Here is an 18,281-nt window from a genome sequence, read left to right on the forward strand (position 1 = left end):
CTCCTATTTTTGTAGCTTCGAGTCGCTGTGATTGATACAAACACATATTGTGAAGTAATACTTCCTCTCCCGCTCCATGGGACATTTACTTATCACATCCCACCCGCTTTTAAAAATTCGGTTTCTCCAGGTTCTCGTGTGGTGGTTTCCTTTGGAAAGAAGAAAATCTATACCGGTATTGTTCTTAATCTGCATGCAAAGTCCCCTTCTGATTATCAACCAAAAGAGCTTATTGATGTATTGGATGACGAGCCTATTGTCAATGAACTCCAATTGAAATTTTTTAAGTGGATGGCTCGATACTATATGTGTTCATTAGGGGAAGTCGTCAATGCTGCCCTTCCTGCGGCCCTTAAGCTTTCAAGTGAATCTTTTGTTGCTATCAATCCGGAGATCAACCCGGATGACATTGACATTGACCACAGAGCATTTCAGTTGCTCCATTCACTCAAAACTAATGATCTCGCCATGAAGGATGTGGCTGAAATTTTAGGACTCAAACAACCCCATCGAATCTTAAAGCAACTTTCAGAGAAGGGTTTTATTGATTTGTTTGAAAAAGTAAAGGACAAATACATACCAAAAAAGGTAAAACGAATCAGGCTATCGGACTCATTCATGGAAGAATCCATGCTGGAAGGATTGCTTAATGAGTTCGAAGGAAAAGTCAAACAGCAAGATGTGCTGCTCGCTTATTTGAGAGATGTCCCTGTATTAGATGATCCCGGAAGCAATGCAAGAGGGATACTGAAGTCAACACTGCTATCTAATGACATCAGTCCTTCGTCACTGAAAACGCTTATAAAAAATCAAATTTTAATCGAATGGGAAGAAGTAGTCTCACGCCTTCCTTCCGAAAAAGGTCATATCCGCAAAAAAATCACCTTAAGTCAAGTACAGGAACATTGCCGTAGAGAAATCATTACATTATTTGAAGATAAGAATACTGTGCTACTGCATGGAATCACGGGGAGTGGAAAGACAGAGATTTTTATTGAATTAATCAAAGAACAGGTTGATCAGGGAAAACAAGTGCTGTATCTCTTACCAGAAATTGCATTAACCACTCAAATCATAGCCAGGCTCCACCGCATTTTTGGAGATTCGTTTGGAGTATACCACTCTCGATATTCGGATAACGAACGCGTAGAAGTTTGGCAGAAAATAATCAAAAAAGAATATCAGTTTGTTGTTGGTGTACGTAGTGCAGTTTTTCTGCCTTTCACAGATTTAGGATTGATCATCGTAGATGAGGAGCATGAGCCTTCTTATAAGCAGTTTGAACCATCTCCCAGATATCATGCGAGAGACTCGGCAATCTATCTGTCTACCATCCATGATGCTAAAGTGTTGCTAGGCACAGCGACCCCTTCACTGGAGACCTATCAAAATGCCTTAGATCATAAATATGGTTTGGTAGAACTCACCTCGCGGTATGGAGAAGCCTACCATCCCACTATGGAATTTGCCAATGTTCAGCGAGAAAGAAAACAACGAAAACTCAAGGGGAACTTCACCTCTGTGCTTGTGGAGGCTATTCAAGAATCTTTGGATAAGAAAGAGCAAGTGATCCTTTTTCAAAACCGCAGAGGGTATGCTTCTTATATCACTTGTGATAATTGTAATATTATTCCAAAATGCCCAAACTGCTCCGTCAGTCTCACTTACCACCAGTTTAACAATAAACTGGTTTGTCACTACTGTGGCTATAATCAAAGCATGTACGCTGATTGTTTGAGTTGTGGAAGCACTGAAATGAGAAACGTGGGTTTTGGAACCGAGGAATTAGAGGAAGAACTCAAACTCCTTTTTCCTCAAGCAATCATTCAACGAATGGATTTGGATACCACTCGCAGCAAGTATGGTTACCAGCGAATAATCGAAGAGTTTGAAGAAGGAAATATTGATATCCTGGTGGGAACACAGATGGTGAGCAAAGGTCTTGATTTTGATCGCGTCAATCTGGTGGGCATATTTGATACAGATCGAATGATTCACTTTCCGGATTTTCGTTCGCACGAGAGAGCCTATCATCTTATCTCTCAGGTGAGTGGGCGAGCAGGAAGAAAGTCCAAAAATGGTAAGGTGATCGTTCAAACCAACGACCCTGATCAGGAGCTATTACAAAGAGCTAGAAACGATAATTATAAATCCTTTTTTCAATGGGAGATCATGGAGAGAGAACACTTCCATTATCCACCTTTCACCCGGCTCATTAACATCACCTTCAAGCACAGAGAAAAAACAGTATCCTTCCAGGCGTCCAACTTCTTTGCTGCAGACATTCGTAAAAATTTGGGAAACCAGCGAATGATTGGACCCGTGGAACCCTTGATTGGCAAAATCAGAAATATGTATCTGCACGAAATCACATTGAAAATTGAGAAGCAAGGCATTAACTTGCCGGCCGTAAAGGAATACCTACGTTCCGTAGAGCAAATGATGAAACAAATGCCTGCGTTTAAAAGTGTTGGCGTGGTATTTGACGTAGACCCGATTTAGTTTCGAAACGAGTGAAAAACAGTCTAAGTATTTTCGTTATCTTTCTTTTAATCATCTCATGTGATCCATGTGATGATTGCGACTCAGTTTCTTTTGAACCGACTATTTCTTTGATTTTTATAAATCAGGATAGTATTCAAAGTATAGATGATAGTTTAGCTATAATTTCTTTCAATGATTCCTCGCTGGCGGCAAACATTGATTCGCTTTCAATATTGAGAGATAGTCTCGAAACTATCAATGATTCGATCCAAAATGGAGGAGATCTCAATAGTGAAAAAATGGCACTGGAAGATTGGATAATGTCCAGACAATCCGATTCGTTACTATTTGTAATTAAGAATTTAGGTACTGACACCATTACCCCTATCCTGAATCAGACAAAAGCATCCATTAACACCGGACTCTTGAAAGTTGATCAGATTGAAATTCTGGGTACATCAAATGTATCCTCCTATGAGGATAGTGCGACAACCTGGAGTATCCCGTTATCATACAACAAGGACTTTAATCAATATGAAATCACCATTGCGGGAATACCACGTTTAATTGAGCTTAGCTATAATACTTTTCATGAATTGGACCAGGAAAGAAATGTGCTAATAAGAGCGAAAGATATTCAGGTAGTCACAACTACCTTTGACTCATTTGATAATTGTGAAGAAAACTGTGTAGATGGTGAAACCATATTTACTTTTTATTTTTAAACTCTCACTGTCAACGTTGAGCTTTGCCCAAACTGAACAGGTAGATTCACTTGCGTCTACTCGTTCTGTTACAACATCTCTCTATATTGACTATGGCAAGCTTTTAACCATCCCTACCAATATTGAAACAAAATATGAAGGAGGATTGGAACTCCTGTTTATTGAGAAGTTTCCATTGATCATCGAGGTTGGACAGGCTATACTTACCCCGGAAGGGGCCTATTCAAATGGGACCTATGAAAGTGAAGGTACTTATTTCAGAGTTGGTACCGGATATTTTAACCAGTTCACAGCAAAAAATAACATTGGAATCTCGTTTCGATATGCGTCATCAACATTTTCGGAAAATGGTCGAATATTCATCTCAAGTCCTAGTGAATCCCAGGAAGATTATGTGCAAAATATTGAAAGAGAAGATTTAACCGCTAATTGGTATGAAATTGTCTTAAATACAGACATGCGACTTTTGAAAGATTCAGACCTCTTTCGTTTAGGTCTTAAGCTACGATTTAGAATGCTCGCAAACTATGATGAGCAAACCCCAATTGACGTTTATTCCATCCCGGGTTACGGTCGCGCTTTTGATAAAACTATTCCTGCCGCTAATTTCTTTTTGAAAGTGACATTTTAGACCTTCTTGAGTTCATGAAGTCTTAAAATCAAATGAATTTCCAATAGGTAGAAATTTGTCTTTTGCGATCTCTACAGAATTTTTATCATAAGATATGACTGATTGGGCATTGACAATAAACGATTTATGAATGCGAATGAAGTGTTCAGGCAATTCAGCTTCAGCTTTCTTTAGGCTATTATACCCAATTATCTTCCTTCCATTTGTTAAGTGATAAGTAATGTAATTTCCTAATCCTTCGATATAAAGGATATCATCTGGTATCAACCGGTAATATCTTTTATCCGATTTTACTTCTATAGAAGTATCATGAATTGGTTGATTAATGGCACGTTCTTGAAAATATAGTTTCAGAATTTTCAGAGCCAATAATAAGAGTGCGGTAGAGTTGATTAAAATAACGGCCCTTAAAACATCACTTCCACTTAAAACCAAATGAATATCAAAGGTTATGTTTCCATCATAAAAGAAGTAGATAACGAATCTCTGGAGCACAGCTCCAACAAGCAATAAACCAATAAACATGAGCAGGAATCTTACAAACTGCTTTCGCAGCAAGACATTGGGCAACAGCCAATACAAGGTAGCATAGGCTACACCAATACGAATAGGCAACAAGACAAACTCCAGAAAGTACGAAGAGGCATAACCTTCCCCATTTTCCCATATGAAACCAAAGAGCAAAAAATATCCCAGCCAGAAGAATATATGTGTAAGAATACGCGACCCAAAGAGATAATTCATAAAATGGATATCCTGAAACTACCGCAGTTTACATAAAAATCCCGAGCGGTTAAATAACAACTAGATCCAAATCAACTTCCGATAGTAGAATTGAATAATCAAATCAATCAAGAAGGCATGCATAAATTAATTCTACTTCTCATCTTATACATCTTTTCTTCTGTATTAGTCAGTCAAGAACTCGCCAGAAGAGCTGACTTTGAAGCAACATTCATAGGACCCGACAATAACACTCCTGGAGCGATCGTACAATCCGTAGAACCTAATGCTATACTTTCAAAAAATGGAGTCTTGGTTGGTGACAGGATTATCCAGGTAAATGATCGTAAGGTATTGAGTAGTTTAGACTGGGATCATATTATCTACAGTATAAGAGCAAACGAAATCACCACCTTGCATATCAAACGTGGGTCTGCTTGGCTTAAAAAACAAGTCGAATTAAGACCGCTCAAAATAGAATCTCACCGTGGATTGGATACCTACTATGAAAGCATTGTGAATGATTATGGCATTCGCCAACGAACAATTATTACGACACCCGACCCAAAGCAAAAACTACCAGCCATCTTTTTGGTGCAAGGACTCAGTTGTTCTACCATAGAGATGTATTCAGAGCGATCCAATAATTGGGTTAAAATGATTGAGAGTTTGGTTGAAGAATCAGGAATGGTCGTCATGCGAGTGGATAAACCAGGCGTTGGCGATAGTGAGGGAGACTGTGGGTGTACCGATTTCAAAACGGAGCTTAATGGCTATGAAGTGGCATTACAAAGTCTAAAAATGAAAGACTATGTAGACAGTACTCGAATTATAGTTTATGGAGCAAGTATGGGTAGTGCATTGGCACCATGGCTTGCTATGAGACATAACCTTGCCGGTGTTATCTCTGATGGTACATTCTTTAAGACCTGGTTTGAACACATGCTTGAAATAGAAAGACGTATTAGACAAATGAGCGGAGACAATGAAGCCACTATAGCCAAAAAAATGAACGAAGCGTATATCCCTCTTTACTATGGAATGCTCATTCAAAAAAAGACCTATGCACAAGTTATTGAGGAGTATCCGGCACTCAAGGACTTCAATTATCACAGCCCTGAACACATGTATGGTCGTCCTGTAACCTACTATCAGCAACTACAAAATTTTGATCTGGCCTCTTCTTGGGAAAAGGTTAAAGTACCTGTCAGAATTTTATATGGATCCAATGATTGGATTATGTCAGAATTCGATAATCACTTAATCATGAAAGTACTAGATCGTAATAATCATCAAGATCATCAACTTCATATTTATCCTGGACTGGATCATTGGAATACAATTCATGAATCACCTGATGATTCATTTAATTTCAAACCCGGAAAGTGGGATCCACAGTTACCCAAATTAGTGATCAATTGGGCGAAAGAGATGATTGAAGATTAAATCAAACCACTGAGCTGAGTGTTCTACTTAGCTCAGTTTGAATTTAGAAAGCTCCCCTTTTAAGCCTGAAGCTACTTTAGTCAGGCTAGTAGATTTCAATTTATAATTATCCATACCGGAAGCAAGCTCTGTAGCTGAACTAGCTACTTCTTCAGTTCCTGCTGCAGTTTGTTCCGCAATGACAACCACTCCTTCAATGATCGCAACCACATCCTGAATCTTTTTTAATTGATTTTCACTTGCCGAGACAATCTCTTCTGAGAGTACTAAGGTATTATTTGAGGATTCCGTGATTTCTTTAAATATTTCAAGAGCCGCACTTGAGACCTCTGTACCTGATTGCACCCGCTGACTCATTTCATCCATTGTTCTGGATGTTTCGAGTGTATCTTTTTGAACATCAGAGATAAGCTGTTCTATTCTTATTGCAGATGTACGAGAGTCTTCCGCTAGCTTCCTGATTTCTTCAGCAACCACTGCAAATCCTCGGCCTGCATCGCCTGCTTGTGCAGCTTCAATTGCAGCATTTAGTGCTAGCAAATTGGTCTGAGAAGCAATTTCTGTAATGACAGATAACACTTGATTAATTTCAATGGACCTACCCTTCAGCACTTTTATTGATTCGCTACTTTTTGTAGTGTATTTAATAATATCAGAAATGCTTATCTTAAGTTCATTGAGCATTCCTTTACCCTCCTGGCTTTTTTCTGATCCTAACTTTGCAGCGTCATTAATGGCTTGAGCCTTTGATTTCATGTCGTTAGAAGTGCCCAAGACTCCTTCTATCAATTGTGAAGATTCATCTACTTTTTGCACCTGTGATTGAGCTCCACTGCTCATCTGGGCAGTAGCTGAAGCTATTTCTCCGGTGCTTCGGGACATCTCCTCGCCTGTCGCCAGCATTTCGACGGCTGATTCCTCTACGTTCCGTGTTATGGAAACACTATCAGAAAGCAATACATTCAATTTGTCCAGTGCCAGATTTAGATTGTCTGTTAACAATTGTATATCCCCTTTGCTGTTGGTTTCCATCCTTTCTGAAAGATCCCCTTCAGCCATTGCATTCGCCACACGATTTACTTCAAAAATGGGCTCTGATACTGAACTTAAAAGCTTGTTGACGGACTCAGCCATTTCCAGCCATACCCCACTTTTCTCGTCAGTTGAAATTCGAGCTTTAAGATTTCCTTGATCACCAGCTTCGAGTAATACTTCATTGGTTTGTGAGACAACTTGTTTAAGATTTCTCCGCATTCTCTCAAGTTGACTGCCTAGTACATTTTTATCATCAAAATCACCAAAATCACCAGCTAAATTCCCCCTACTTATTTCAATTGCAAATTTTGTATAGCTAACAGAACTATCCACCAGCTGATTTAGCGAGGAAGTCATATCACCTATTTCGTCTTTCCTTACTCTATCTATTTTAGCTACTTTCCTCCCTTTGGAAAGTAATATCAGTCGGTCTCTAACTCCTACTATGGCATCCACAATTTGATTACTAAAATAGAAACCGATCCTTAACCCTAGAATAAGAAGAATCAATGATATGCCGATCACCTTATATATAACTCCGGCAAGCTGATCTGTCAGTTCATCTTTTTTTAACTGAACAGCAGCATCGATGGAGTCGGTATAAATCCCTGAAGAAATAATCCAGCTCAGCGGCTTAAACAACCTGGAATACGAAAGCTTTGAGTATACCTTGTCTTCCTCTGGTTTTACCATGTAGTACTCTACAAAGGCAGTATCATATGCAAGGGATTGTTCTACGCGTTCCTGATACAAGTTTTTGCCGTCTTTCCCTTGTACTACATTATACTTTTCATCACTCATTACCTTGCCTTCATTCTGTGGCTTAGCTGCATGCATTATCATTTTGGGATATGGCAATTGAGTATCCGTTATCCAGAAATAACCCTCTTTCCCGTCAAAACGAATTTGGGAAAGTACTCTTAGTGCCTCTTGCAAGGATTCTTCTTGTTTCTCCGCATTTGAATATGCATCCCTTACAATTCCGTAAGCCAAATCAACTACGTTTTCTAATCTAAGTCTGGCTTTTCTTAACTCATCATTTCTGAAGGCATTAATATCTTCTTCGCTTTTAGCCTGAATGCTTAGAATAGTTACTGTACTAATAATCGTGACAGTCAGGAGCAATAATCCACCTATAAATAGGGCAATCTTGAGCCTTAGTTTCATTTGGAGAATTAGGTTTTAGATGTGATGGTTGGTTTTAGATACCTAAATATACTCCAACCTATGAATACAGCTTAGAAAAGTCGCTAAACCAATGAATTTCATCGACGCTGTAGGTTTTTAAATAGTTTGATACCTACAAAAAAGAAGTACTTATTTTTGCTCACCTGGTGCAAACTAAAATCGCTACTTCGCATTTCTGAATGGTGTTCAGAAAATGAAAAAATCATTTATGATCAAAAAGACATTATTAACAATTTCTGCCTGTGTGCTTATTCAATTTTTCGGATTCTCTCAATTTAAATTAGGAGCAGAGTTCCGACCTAGGGCTGAATTTCGAGATGGTTACCAGACACTAAGTAAGCCCGGTGAAAAAGGAGTTTCTCTCATTACACAAAGAACCAGACTAAATGCTTCTTTTAAAGATAAAAACCATGTAGAGTCTTTTCTTTCCTTTCAGGATATCCGTACATGGGGACAATATGACCTGAACACCACTGCCTCCACAGTGAACCTCTATCAAGCCTGGGTAAAATTCAACGTGATAGATCGGTTGAGTTTGAAAATTGGTAGGCAGGAATTTGAATATGATGATCTTAAAATTCTAAGCAACAGCACCTGGCGTCTTCAGGCACGGACACATGATGCAGCCTTACTGCAATGGCAAAGTACTGACTCCTCCTTTCAGATACACCTGGCAGGAGGTGTAAACAATGAGCAGGAAGAGCTATTTCAAGCCATATATTCAGAAGGTGGATACTACAAAAACATGGGCATGGTTTGGCTCAACAAAAAATTCAAATCAACAGAATTGTCATTTTTATTCCTGGACTTGGGCCAGCAGTTGGCAGATACATCCATCAATCACTTTAAAACAGTCGGGTTTTATGGGGTCCAAAAATTCGGTAATGCTAAGCTGACTGGTAGTTTCTACCTTCAACGAGGAAAGAATCAGACTGATCAAAATGTACAAGCTAGCATGGCAGCCTTACAACTTGAGCTGCCAATATCTAAAAAGTCAAGCCTTACAGGTGGTTTTGATATTTTGTCAGGTACAAGTGCAGAGAACTTACAAGATCCAACATTCAACGAAACCAGCACATTCATTCCATTGTATGCGCGAAGGCATAGGTACTATGGTATTCAGGATATGTTCTATGCAGGTGGTTTTGATGTTCCAGGTGGTTTAGCAAACTATTTCCTGAAGTTTAGACACAAAGTGAACTCCAAGTGGAGCACTGCTATTCACGCTCACTCCTTCTCTACTCCAGAAAGTATTTTTGATGTAGAAAATAATTCCATTACGGATGATAAACATCTCGGCTATGAGATAGATACGTTCGTTACCTACAGGCCTTATAGCAACATGACTGTGAGTTTTGCTTATACCCATTTTTTCGCCACAGAAAGCATGCGTATTCTCAAGCAAAGAGGCGATGAGGATGAAATAGCACATTTTGCATATTTACAGCTGTCGTATACGCCTACATTATTTAAAAAGTAATCACTTATACCACTTAGAGTTACAAAGCGTAACGACTTTGCGCATGAGCCGTTAAATAACTCCGTACATTTTCTTCTCTAAAAATTGTCCATTGAAAAAAGTATTATTTCTAGCGATACTATTCCCACTTGTAACACTAGGACAAAATCCTTCTGAAAAAGAATTCGACAATATTTTTGTTCAAGTCAGTAAGGAGGTAATTGAGAATGAAAACGGACCTACGAGAGGTGTCGCTTGGGGAGACGTAGATGGAGATGGATTGCCGGAGCTTTATACATCTAACTCTCAAGGACAATCAAATACGTTATATAAGTACAGCGAAACGGGAAAATTCATCAAAGTAGCTATAGATAGTCCATTCGATGGATCCTCTGAAGGCATAAGTTGGGTTGATTATGACAATGACGGAGACTTGGACCTCTATATATGTAGTAGAGGTTATGAGGCCAATCAACTTTTTCAAAACGATGGAACTGGTAAACTTTCATATGTTTCAGATCATGTACTTACTAAAGATAGTTTGAGCTCTTCAATGGCTTGTTGGGCCGATTATGATCTGGATGGAGATCTCGATGTTCTACTTATTGGTTATCGATACAATGGGAATATGCTCTACCAAAATATTGGTGAAGGCAATTTCAAACCAATGAATAATCATTTACTCGGTGAAGGGAACGGAAGTGGAAGAACATGTGCATGTGGTGATGCAAACAATGACGCATTACCTGAGGTATTTGTTGGAAATGCTCGACAGCAAAACTTTTATTATAAAAATCTGGGGGAATGGAACTTTAAGAAAATTACTTCAGGTCCTCACATCGAAGATCTAGGGTATGCGTACGGATCGTCCTGGGTAGATTTTGATGACGATGGTGATTTGGACCTTTTCATCGCCAATTTTGATAAAGAGAACCTGCTATTGTCAAACAATGGAAATGGGGATTTTACTCAGATAAAGGAAGGAGCATTAGTAGAAGAGAAAAATGGAGCTTCCAAGGGTCATACGTGGGGTGACTATGACAATGATGGCGATATAGATTTGTATTTGGGAAATGGAACTTACAAGCCAGACATGCAAAACTTCCTCTACCTAAATACTGGGTCTGGTAAATTTAATCGCTATACCAAAGGAGTCCTCGAAATACATGCAGATACAACGGCTGGTGTGGCTCATGCAGACTTTGATAGGGACGGTGATTTGGATGTTTTTGTTGCTAATTGGGGAAATAACGACCCAAATCGACTCTACCTCAACCAAACCTCAGGTAAAAACTGGGTTTCATTCAGGCTTAAAGGAACTGACTCAAATAGCTTTGGAATTGGTACTCATGTACAATTAAAAATTTCAGAGAGTGGTACGGAAAAATTCCAACATAGGTGGATGTATCCAATCACCGGATATGCAAGTCAAAACGATTATGAATTACATTTCGGATTAGACCAAAGCGCTATTATTGATTCCGTTAAAATTTATTGGCCTTCTGGTGCCATTAGCACGTATGAAAAATTAGTAGTTAATACTCATTGGTTGGTAATAGAAGCAGGCTCAATAAAAAAGATAGATTAGCGCCAGTGCTACTTAGTTTATTTGAGCTCCGTTTTGTGCATCTTGTCCCGGACTTACTGCCACAAGTTTACCATCAGTATTTTCGGCAAACAGCAACATCCCCTGCGACTCAACTCCCATGATCTTACGTGGTGCAAGATTAGCCATTACCGTCACCTTCTTACCAATCATTTCTTCCGGTGTGAAATGTTTAGCTACTCCACTTAAGATAGTACGAGTCTCCAGTCCCATGTCTACCGTGAACATGAGCAGTTTATTAGACTTTTCTACTTTCTCTGCGGTCTTAATCTCTCCTACCCTCAAGTCCATCTTCATAAAATCATCAAATACGATCTCATCTTTCAAAGCGGGTAAATCAGGAGTTATATTTTCTTGTTCGTTCATTTTCTTTGTTTCCAATAATTTGTTCACTTGTGCTTCTACATCCTTATCTTCTATCTTCTCAAAAAGTAAGGTAGCTTTATTCAACTGATGACCATCTGAGAGGAAATCCACGCCTCCAGCTTCAGTCCAACGTCTACTTTCAGTATTTAGAATTCCTGTCAGCTTTGCAGCAGTAAATGGAAGGAATGGTTCACATACTATTGCCAGATTCGCGCTGATTTGGAGCGCAATGTTTAAGATGGTTTCAACCCTCTCTTGATCTTCTTTAATCAGTTTCCATGGCTCAGTATCTGCCAGGTATTTATTCCCAATTCTTGCTAGCTCCATCATCTGACTCAGTGCCTCTCTAAATTTAAACTGATCAAGAGCTGCCTGAATTTTAGATGGAGCTTCACTCACAGCCTTGATAACTTCTTCGTCGATCGGCATCAATGATCCTATCGTTGGCACTTTACCTTCAAAATACTTGTGCGTTAATACTACCGCTCGATTCACAAAGTTGCCGAAAATGGCTACTAGCTCACTATTGTTTCTTGTCTGAAAATCCTTCCAGGTAAAGTCATTGTCTTTCGTCTCAGGAGCATTAGCAGTGAGTGTATAACGTAACACATCCTGCTTCTCTGGAAATTCCTCCAAGTACTCATGCAACCAAACCGCCCAATTTCGGGAGGTAGAGATTTTGTTGCTTTCCAGGTTTAAAAATTCATTTGCTGGAACGTTATCCGGAAGTACGTAGCTTCCTTCAGCTTTTAGTAGTGTTGGGAAGATGATGCAGTGAAAAACAATGTTGTCTTTCCCAATGAAATGTAACAGGCGAGTGTCTTCTGATTTCCAGTAGTCTTCCCAATTTTTTCCAGTATCGGCTGCCCACTGCTTTGTCGCAGAGATATAGCCGATAGGAGCATCGAACCACACATACAAAACTTTACCATCTCCACCTTCAACTGGAACAGGAATCCCCCACTTTAAGTCCCTGGTCATCGGTCGTGGACGCAAACCATTATCAATCCAGCTTTTGCACTGACCATAGACATTAGATTTCCACTCCTTGTGACCTTCTAGCAACCACTCTTTCAGCCATGGCTCAAACTTGTCCAGTGGCAGATACCAATGCTTCGTTTCCTTCATCACAGGTACTTCTCCACTTAGCATGGATTTAGGGTTTTTCAGTTCAGTTGGGCTAAGTGTAGTTCCACATCGTTCACATTGGTCGCCATAGGCCTCTTCATAGCCGCAGTTGGGACAGGTTCCCTTAATGTATCTATCTGCCAGGAATTGTTGTTCTTTCTCATCAAAAAACTGCTCTGATGTTTCAACGGTAAACTTTCCGTCAGCTTCCATTTTTTTAAAAAATTCAGAAGCTGTTTCATGATGCAGCTCAGATGACGTTCGATGATAGATATCAAAGCTGATTCCAAACTTTTCGAAAGAGTTCTTGATTTGGTTGTGATAAAAATCCACTACTTCTTGTGGTGATTTACCTTCTTTTCTTGCCCTCAATTCGATTGCAACTCCATGTTCATCAGAACCGCACACAAAAGCTACATCTTGACCTTTGTTTCTGAGGTATCTCACATATATATCTGCGGGCACATACACCCCTGCTAAATGTCCAATATGTACTGGCCCATTGGCATATGGAAGTGCTGCTGTGATCGTATGTCGTTTGTATTGTTTGCTCATAAATTCGATAAGAGTCCGCAAATATAAGTTTTGTGTTTACCTCTTATAGTGTATTCCACAATCATTCTGTCTAATTTTGCGGCTCATTTAAGTATTGCATGCAAGAAATTAGAAATATTGCCATCATCGCACACGTTGACCATGGCAAAACTACGCTCGTTGACAAAATCATTTACGCTACTCAGGAATTTCGTGAGAATCAGGAGAAGGGTGAATTGATCCTTGACAACAATGATCTGGAACGTGAAAGAGGAATTACCATCCTTTCTAAAAACGTATCCGCTGAATACAAAGGAGTTAAGATAAATATCATTGATACTCCTGGTCACGCTGACTTTGGTGGTGAAGTAGAACGTGTATTGAAAATGGCCGATGGAGTAATCCTTCTTTGTGATGCTTTTGAAGGTCCAATGCCGCAAACACGATTTGTCCTTGGTAAAGCCTTGGGTTTAGGACTTACTCCTATTGTTGTAATTAATAAAGTAGACAAAGAAAACTGTCGACCTGATGAGGTGCACGAACAAGTATTTGACTTGATGTTCTCATTGGATGCCACGGAGGAGCAGCTTGATTTTCATACGCTTTATGGATCAAGTAAGCAAGGTTGGATGAGTGAAGATTGGAAAAAGCCCACCGATAGCATCACTCCCCTATTGGATAAGATTATTGAAGTAATTCCGGCACCTGAATTCAAAGAGGGTGTACCAGCAATGCGGATTACTTCTCTTGATTATTCATCTTTTACCGGTCGAATAGCGATCGGTCGAGTATGGCAAGGAACTCTTAAGGAAGGTGCTTCCCTTGGTATCAGTAAAAAGGATGGCTCCATGAAAAAAGTGAAAATCAAGGAGTTACATATTTTTGAAGGTCTGGGTAAAAAGAAGGTTGCAGAAGTTAGAGCAGGTGATATCTGTGCTGTTACAGGCATTGAAGGATTTGAAATTGGTGATACACTAACTGATTTTGAAAATCCTGAAATTCTTGAACGGATTGCAATTGACGAGCCTACCATGAGTATGCTTTTTACAATAAATGATTCTCCATTCTTTGGTAAGGAAGGAAAGTTTGTGACTTCTCGACACTTGCGTGACCGCTTGATGAAAGAGTTGGAAAAAAATCTTGCTTTGAGAGTTCAAGAAACAGACAAAGAGGATAAATTTTTAGTGTATGGCCGAGGAGTACTTCACTTGTCAGTTTTGATCGAGACCATGCGACGAGAAGGTTATGAACTACAGGTTGGTCAGCCACAGGTACTTTTCAAAGAAGATGAAAATGGTCAAAAGCTGGAACCAATTGAGCACATGGTAATTGATGTGCCGGAAGAATACTCCGGAAAAGCCATTGAGTTAGTAACTCAGCGAAAAGGCGAGTTGAAAGTGATGGAGCCGAAAGGCAACATTCAGCACCTGGAATTTGAGATCCCATCAAGGGGACTTATTGGCTTGAGAAATAATATGCTTACTGCCACCGCAGGTGAGGCAGTTATGACACACAGATTAAAAGAATATCAACCGTTTAAAGGTAATATTCCAAGTAGAATTAACGGTTCATTAATTTCCATAGAAAATGGTCCGGGCACAGCTTATTCAATAGATAAGCTTCAGGACAGAGGTTCTTTCTTTGTTGACCCAGGGGTAGATCTTTACGTAGGTCAGGTAATTGGAGAGCACTCAAGAAGTAATGACCTGGTCGTTAATATCCAAAAAGGGAAAAAACTTACCAATATGCGAACTTCGGGTACTGACAACAATGCGAAGATCATTCCAGCTAAGAAGTTTAGCTTAGAAGAAGCGCTGGAATACATACAGAAAGATGAGTATGTTGAAGTTACCCCTAAGTCTATACGTATGCGTAAGATTTATCTGGATGAAAATCAACGAAAGCGAATGGCAAATGCTGAAAACGCCTAAAACACTTAATATTCGTGTAAAAACCTGCTTCTAGCGGGTTTTTTTTGGTCTATACATTTCTGTTTTAAAACTTCACAGATAATTTTATGGCACATTTTTAGTTATCTTTTCAGAAAGAATTCAATCATCAAAAACTCACAATTATGAAGAAAATTCCCATTTTACTAACCCTACTTATTGGAACTTTGGCCTTCGGTCAAACAAAACTGGTGGAGAAGGTTACCAAGAAAGGTGACGAAATTGTTATCCCATATGAAAAGTACATGTTGGATAATGGACTTACCCTTATTATTCATGAAGATCATTCCGATCCATTGGTGCACGTCGATGTTACTTATCACGTAGGCTCAGCCCGTGAGGAACTCAACAAGTCAGGTTTTGCCCATTTCTTTGAACATATGATGTTTCAGGGATCGGAAAATGTCGCTGATGAGGAGCATTTTAAAATTGTAACAGAAGCAGGTGGTACCCTTAACGGAACTACTAATAGAGATAGAACCAACTATTTTGAGACTGTTCCAAGCAATCAACTTGAAACCATGTTATGGTTGGAGGCAGACCGAATGGGATTCTTCCTGGATGCAGTTACTCAAGAAAAATTCGAAGTTCAAAGAGCCACAGTTAAGAACGAAAAGGGTCAGAATTATGACAACTCCCCTTACGGAAGATGGAGAGAAGTAAATGCCGGGTCACTTTATCCGTTTGGACATCCATATTCATGGTTGACCATTGGCCGATTAGAAGACCTTGACCGGGTGGATGTAAGTGATCTTAAGAAGTTTTTTATGAGATGGTACGGTCCCAACAACGCGACTTTAACTGTCGGCGGTGATGTGGATCCAAAAGATGTCATTGCGAAAGTCGAAAAATACTTTGGTGTGATACCAAGCGGACCGGAGGTGCAACCTCTGGAATTAGAGCCTCCAACACTGGAAAGTGATCGATACGTATCTTATGTTGATTCCAACATACGTTTCCCGGCCTTGCTTCTCACATTTCCTACTGTTCCACGGTTTCATGAAGATGAAGCTGCGCTGGACTGTCTGGCAGAAATTCTAGGTACCGGCAAAAGTTCTTACTTCTACAAAAAGTTCGTCCTCACACGAAAGGCAATACAAGCTTCGACCTTTCATCCTACCAGCGAACATGCAGGTGAGTTTACGCTTTTCGCTTTGCCTTTTCCTGGGGGAACTTTAGCAGATTTCGAAACCCAAATCAGAGAAATTCTTGCTGAATTCGAGGAAAACGGCGTTTCTGATGACGACATCATCAAATTCAAAGCCAACCAGGAACAAAGTATGATCAATGGATTAGCTAGTGTGGCCGGTAAGGTTAGCCAACTTGCCTCCTATGAAACATTTTACGGGAATCCAAATGGGATTAAGCACGATTTAGATCGATACATGAGCATTACTAAAGAAGATGTGATGCGTGTGTTTAATAAGTATATTAAAGGAAAGGCTGCTGTAATTCAGAGTGTGGTACCTGATGAGGAAACAGCAACTGCCAAACCTGACAATTATGAAATTCCACGAGAAGGAAATAACCCTTTTCCAAGTACAGACTATTCAGGTTTAAGCTACACGCGTCCTTCTGGGGACTCTTTTGATCGAAGTGAGCGTCCGCCATTAGGTCCAAATCCTTCAATCAAAGTGCCTGACTTTTGGAAAGAAACATATGCAAATGGTATTAAAGTAATCGGTACAGAAACGAATGAAATTCCGGTCGTAGCAATGCAACTTACGATCAATGGTGGACATAAAATGGACGCATATGCACCTAAGAAGTCAGGGCTAGCTTCATTAACCGCTAGCATGATGAATGAAGCGACGCAGAATTATACATCTGAAGAGATACAAGAAGAGCTACGAAAAATAGGCAGTAGCATCAACATCTTTGGAGGCAATTCGGCAACAACAATGACAATCTCCTCACTCAAGAAGAATCTTGCTCGAACATTGGAGATTGCTGAAGAAATTCTTAAAAACCCCGCATTTAATCAGGAGGATTTTGAAAGGCTGAAAAACCAACAGATGGAAGGCATTAAAGCCTCTCAGAAGAACCCGGCAAGCATTGCTTCCCAGGTATTTAACAGATTGATGTACGGGGATGAGCATATTTATTCCGTGTCATCTCAGGGCATTGAAGAAACGGTGGAAAACATTACACTGGATGATGTGAAAGAGTTCTACAATAAATACTATTCACCTAATGTTTCCGAACTGGTAGTGGTGGGTGATATTTCGAAAAAAGAAGTTGACCCGTACTTGGATTTCCTTAAAAATTGGGAGAGCAAAGGGACACAAATACCTGAACTGCCCGAAGCTAAACCTTCTGATAACACAAAAGTGTATTTGGTTGATAAAGTGGATGCTCCACAATCACAGATCCGTATTGGTTACATGACAGACTTGGAATATGATGTTACCGGAGACTATTACAAGTCTACGTTAATGAATTTCCCTCTAGGTGGTGCATTCAACAGCAGAATCAACCTGAACTTAAGAGAAGACAAAGGATGGACATATGGTGCTCGTTCCTTCTTCAATGGCGGTGATGAACCTGCGCCTTTTGTTGCATCTGCCGGAGTAAAAGCTGCTGCTACAGATAGTTCAGTAGTTGAATTCATGAAGGAGATCACCGATTATCGAACTGGTGGCATCACAGATGCGGAATTAGAATTTATGAGAAGTGCAATTGGACAAAGAGACGCGAGAAGCTATGAGACTCCTGGACAAAAAGCTAACTTCCTTCGTAGAATCAATCATTATGATCTGGACAAAAATTTCGTCGAGAAACAAAATAAGATTATTGCTACGATAACCAAAGAGGAGATTAACGGATTGGCTAATAAGTACTTAAAAGATGATAGTCTATATATCCTTGTGGTTGGAGATGGTGCAAGTAATCGTGCCAAGTTGGAAAAGCTAGGCTATGAAATTGTTGATGTCAATGAAAAAGGTGACATAATTAGTGACAATACGATTGAAATGAAAAAATAGATTCAATTGAAATATCAGGGTGT

11 protein-coding genes are annotated in these 18,281 nt (G+C 39.6%); 8 read left to right on the forward strand and 3 right to left on the reverse strand.

The annotated features are described in order from the left end of the window. The first annotated feature begins 27 nt into the window (after positions 1–27). From priA to ACO05G_RS09020, 3 genes are read left to right on the forward strand one after another with little or no spacing between them, the layout of a single operon-like run. Positions 28–2,502: a replication restart helicase PriA gene (priA, locus tag ACO05G_RS09010; protein ID WP_421765644.1), complete on the forward strand. Its 2,475-nt coding sequence runs from the start codon at positions 28–30 to the stop codon at positions 2,500–2,502. Positions 2,503–2,513: 11 nt separating this feature from the next. Continuing rightward, positions 2,514–3,209, forward strand: coding sequence for a hypothetical protein (locus tag ACO05G_RS09015; RefSeq protein ID WP_421765645.1), 696 nt, complete (start codon positions 2,514–2,516; stop codon positions 3,207–3,209). Beyond that, a complete protein-coding gene (locus tag ACO05G_RS09020; RefSeq protein ID WP_421765646.1) occupies positions 3,178–3,840 on the forward strand; it encodes a DUF6048 family protein in 663 nt (220 codons plus the stop codon). The genes ACO05G_RS09015 and ACO05G_RS09020 overlap by 32 nt, the downstream gene beginning before the upstream one ends. A 12-nt stretch (positions 3,841–3,852) precedes the next feature. On the opposite strand, the gene ACO05G_RS09025 is transcribed toward ACO05G_RS09020, so the two are convergent. Continuing rightward, positions 3,853–4,584: a LytR/AlgR family response regulator transcription factor gene (locus ACO05G_RS09025; protein WP_421765647.1), complete on the reverse strand. Its 732-nt coding sequence runs from the start codon at positions 4,582–4,584 to the stop codon at positions 3,853–3,855. Between the two features lie 117 nt (positions 4,585–4,701). Between ACO05G_RS09025 and ACO05G_RS09030 the strand changes: the two genes are divergently transcribed. Further along, complete coding sequence (locus tag ACO05G_RS09030; RefSeq protein ID WP_421765648.1) at positions 4,702–6,009, forward strand: alpha/beta fold hydrolase; 1,308 nt, start codon at positions 4,702–4,704, stop codon at positions 6,007–6,009. Positions 6,010–6,036: 27 nt separating this feature from the next. Here ACO05G_RS09030 and ACO05G_RS09035 read toward each other — a convergent pair whose 3' ends face one another. After that, entirely contained in the window at positions 6,037–8,211 is a 2,175-nt protein-coding gene (locus ACO05G_RS09035) for a methyl-accepting chemotaxis protein (protein WP_421765649.1), read from the reverse strand. Positions 8,212–8,425: 214 nt separating this feature from the next. Between ACO05G_RS09035 and ACO05G_RS09040 the strand changes: the two genes are divergently transcribed. Both ACO05G_RS09040 and ACO05G_RS09045 read left to right on the forward strand, forming a co-directional pair. After that, positions 8,426–9,712: an alginate export family protein gene (locus ACO05G_RS09040; protein ID WP_421765650.1), complete on the forward strand. Its 1,287-nt coding sequence runs from the start codon at positions 8,426–8,428 to the stop codon at positions 9,710–9,712. A 91-nt stretch (positions 9,713–9,803) separates the two neighbouring features. After that, positions 9,804–11,279 carry a CRTAC1 family protein gene (locus tag ACO05G_RS09045; RefSeq protein WP_421765651.1) on the forward strand — a complete coding sequence of 492 codons (1,476 nt, stop codon included), beginning with the start codon at positions 9,804–9,806 and terminating at the stop codon, positions 11,277–11,279. 12 nt (positions 11,280–11,291) lie between these two features. Here the strand turns inward: ACO05G_RS09045 and metG are convergent, their stop codons facing one another. Next, positions 11,292–13,346: a methionine--tRNA ligase gene (gene metG / locus ACO05G_RS09050; RefSeq protein ID WP_421765652.1), complete on the reverse strand. Its 2,055-nt coding sequence runs from the start codon at positions 13,344–13,346 to the stop codon at positions 11,292–11,294. A 98-nt stretch (positions 13,347–13,444) separates the two neighbouring features. On the opposite strand from metG, the gene typA reads away from it, so the two are divergent. Both typA and ACO05G_RS09060 read left to right on the forward strand, forming a co-directional pair. Continuing rightward, a complete protein-coding gene (gene typA / locus ACO05G_RS09055; RefSeq protein WP_421765653.1) occupies positions 13,445–15,256 on the forward strand; it encodes a translational GTPase TypA in 1,812 nt (603 codons plus the stop codon). A 143-nt stretch (positions 15,257–15,399) separates the two neighbouring features. Further along, positions 15,400–18,258 carry a M16 family metallopeptidase gene (locus ACO05G_RS09060; RefSeq protein ID WP_421765654.1) on the forward strand — a complete coding sequence of 953 codons (2,859 nt, stop codon included), beginning with the start codon at positions 15,400–15,402 and terminating at the stop codon, positions 18,256–18,258. The last annotated feature ends 23 nt before the right edge of the window (positions 18,259–18,281 follow it).

This window comes from Ekhidna sp., from assembly GCF_965227465.1.
Lineage (GTDB): Bacteria > Bacteroidota > Bacteroidia > Cytophagales > Cyclobacteriaceae > Ekhidna.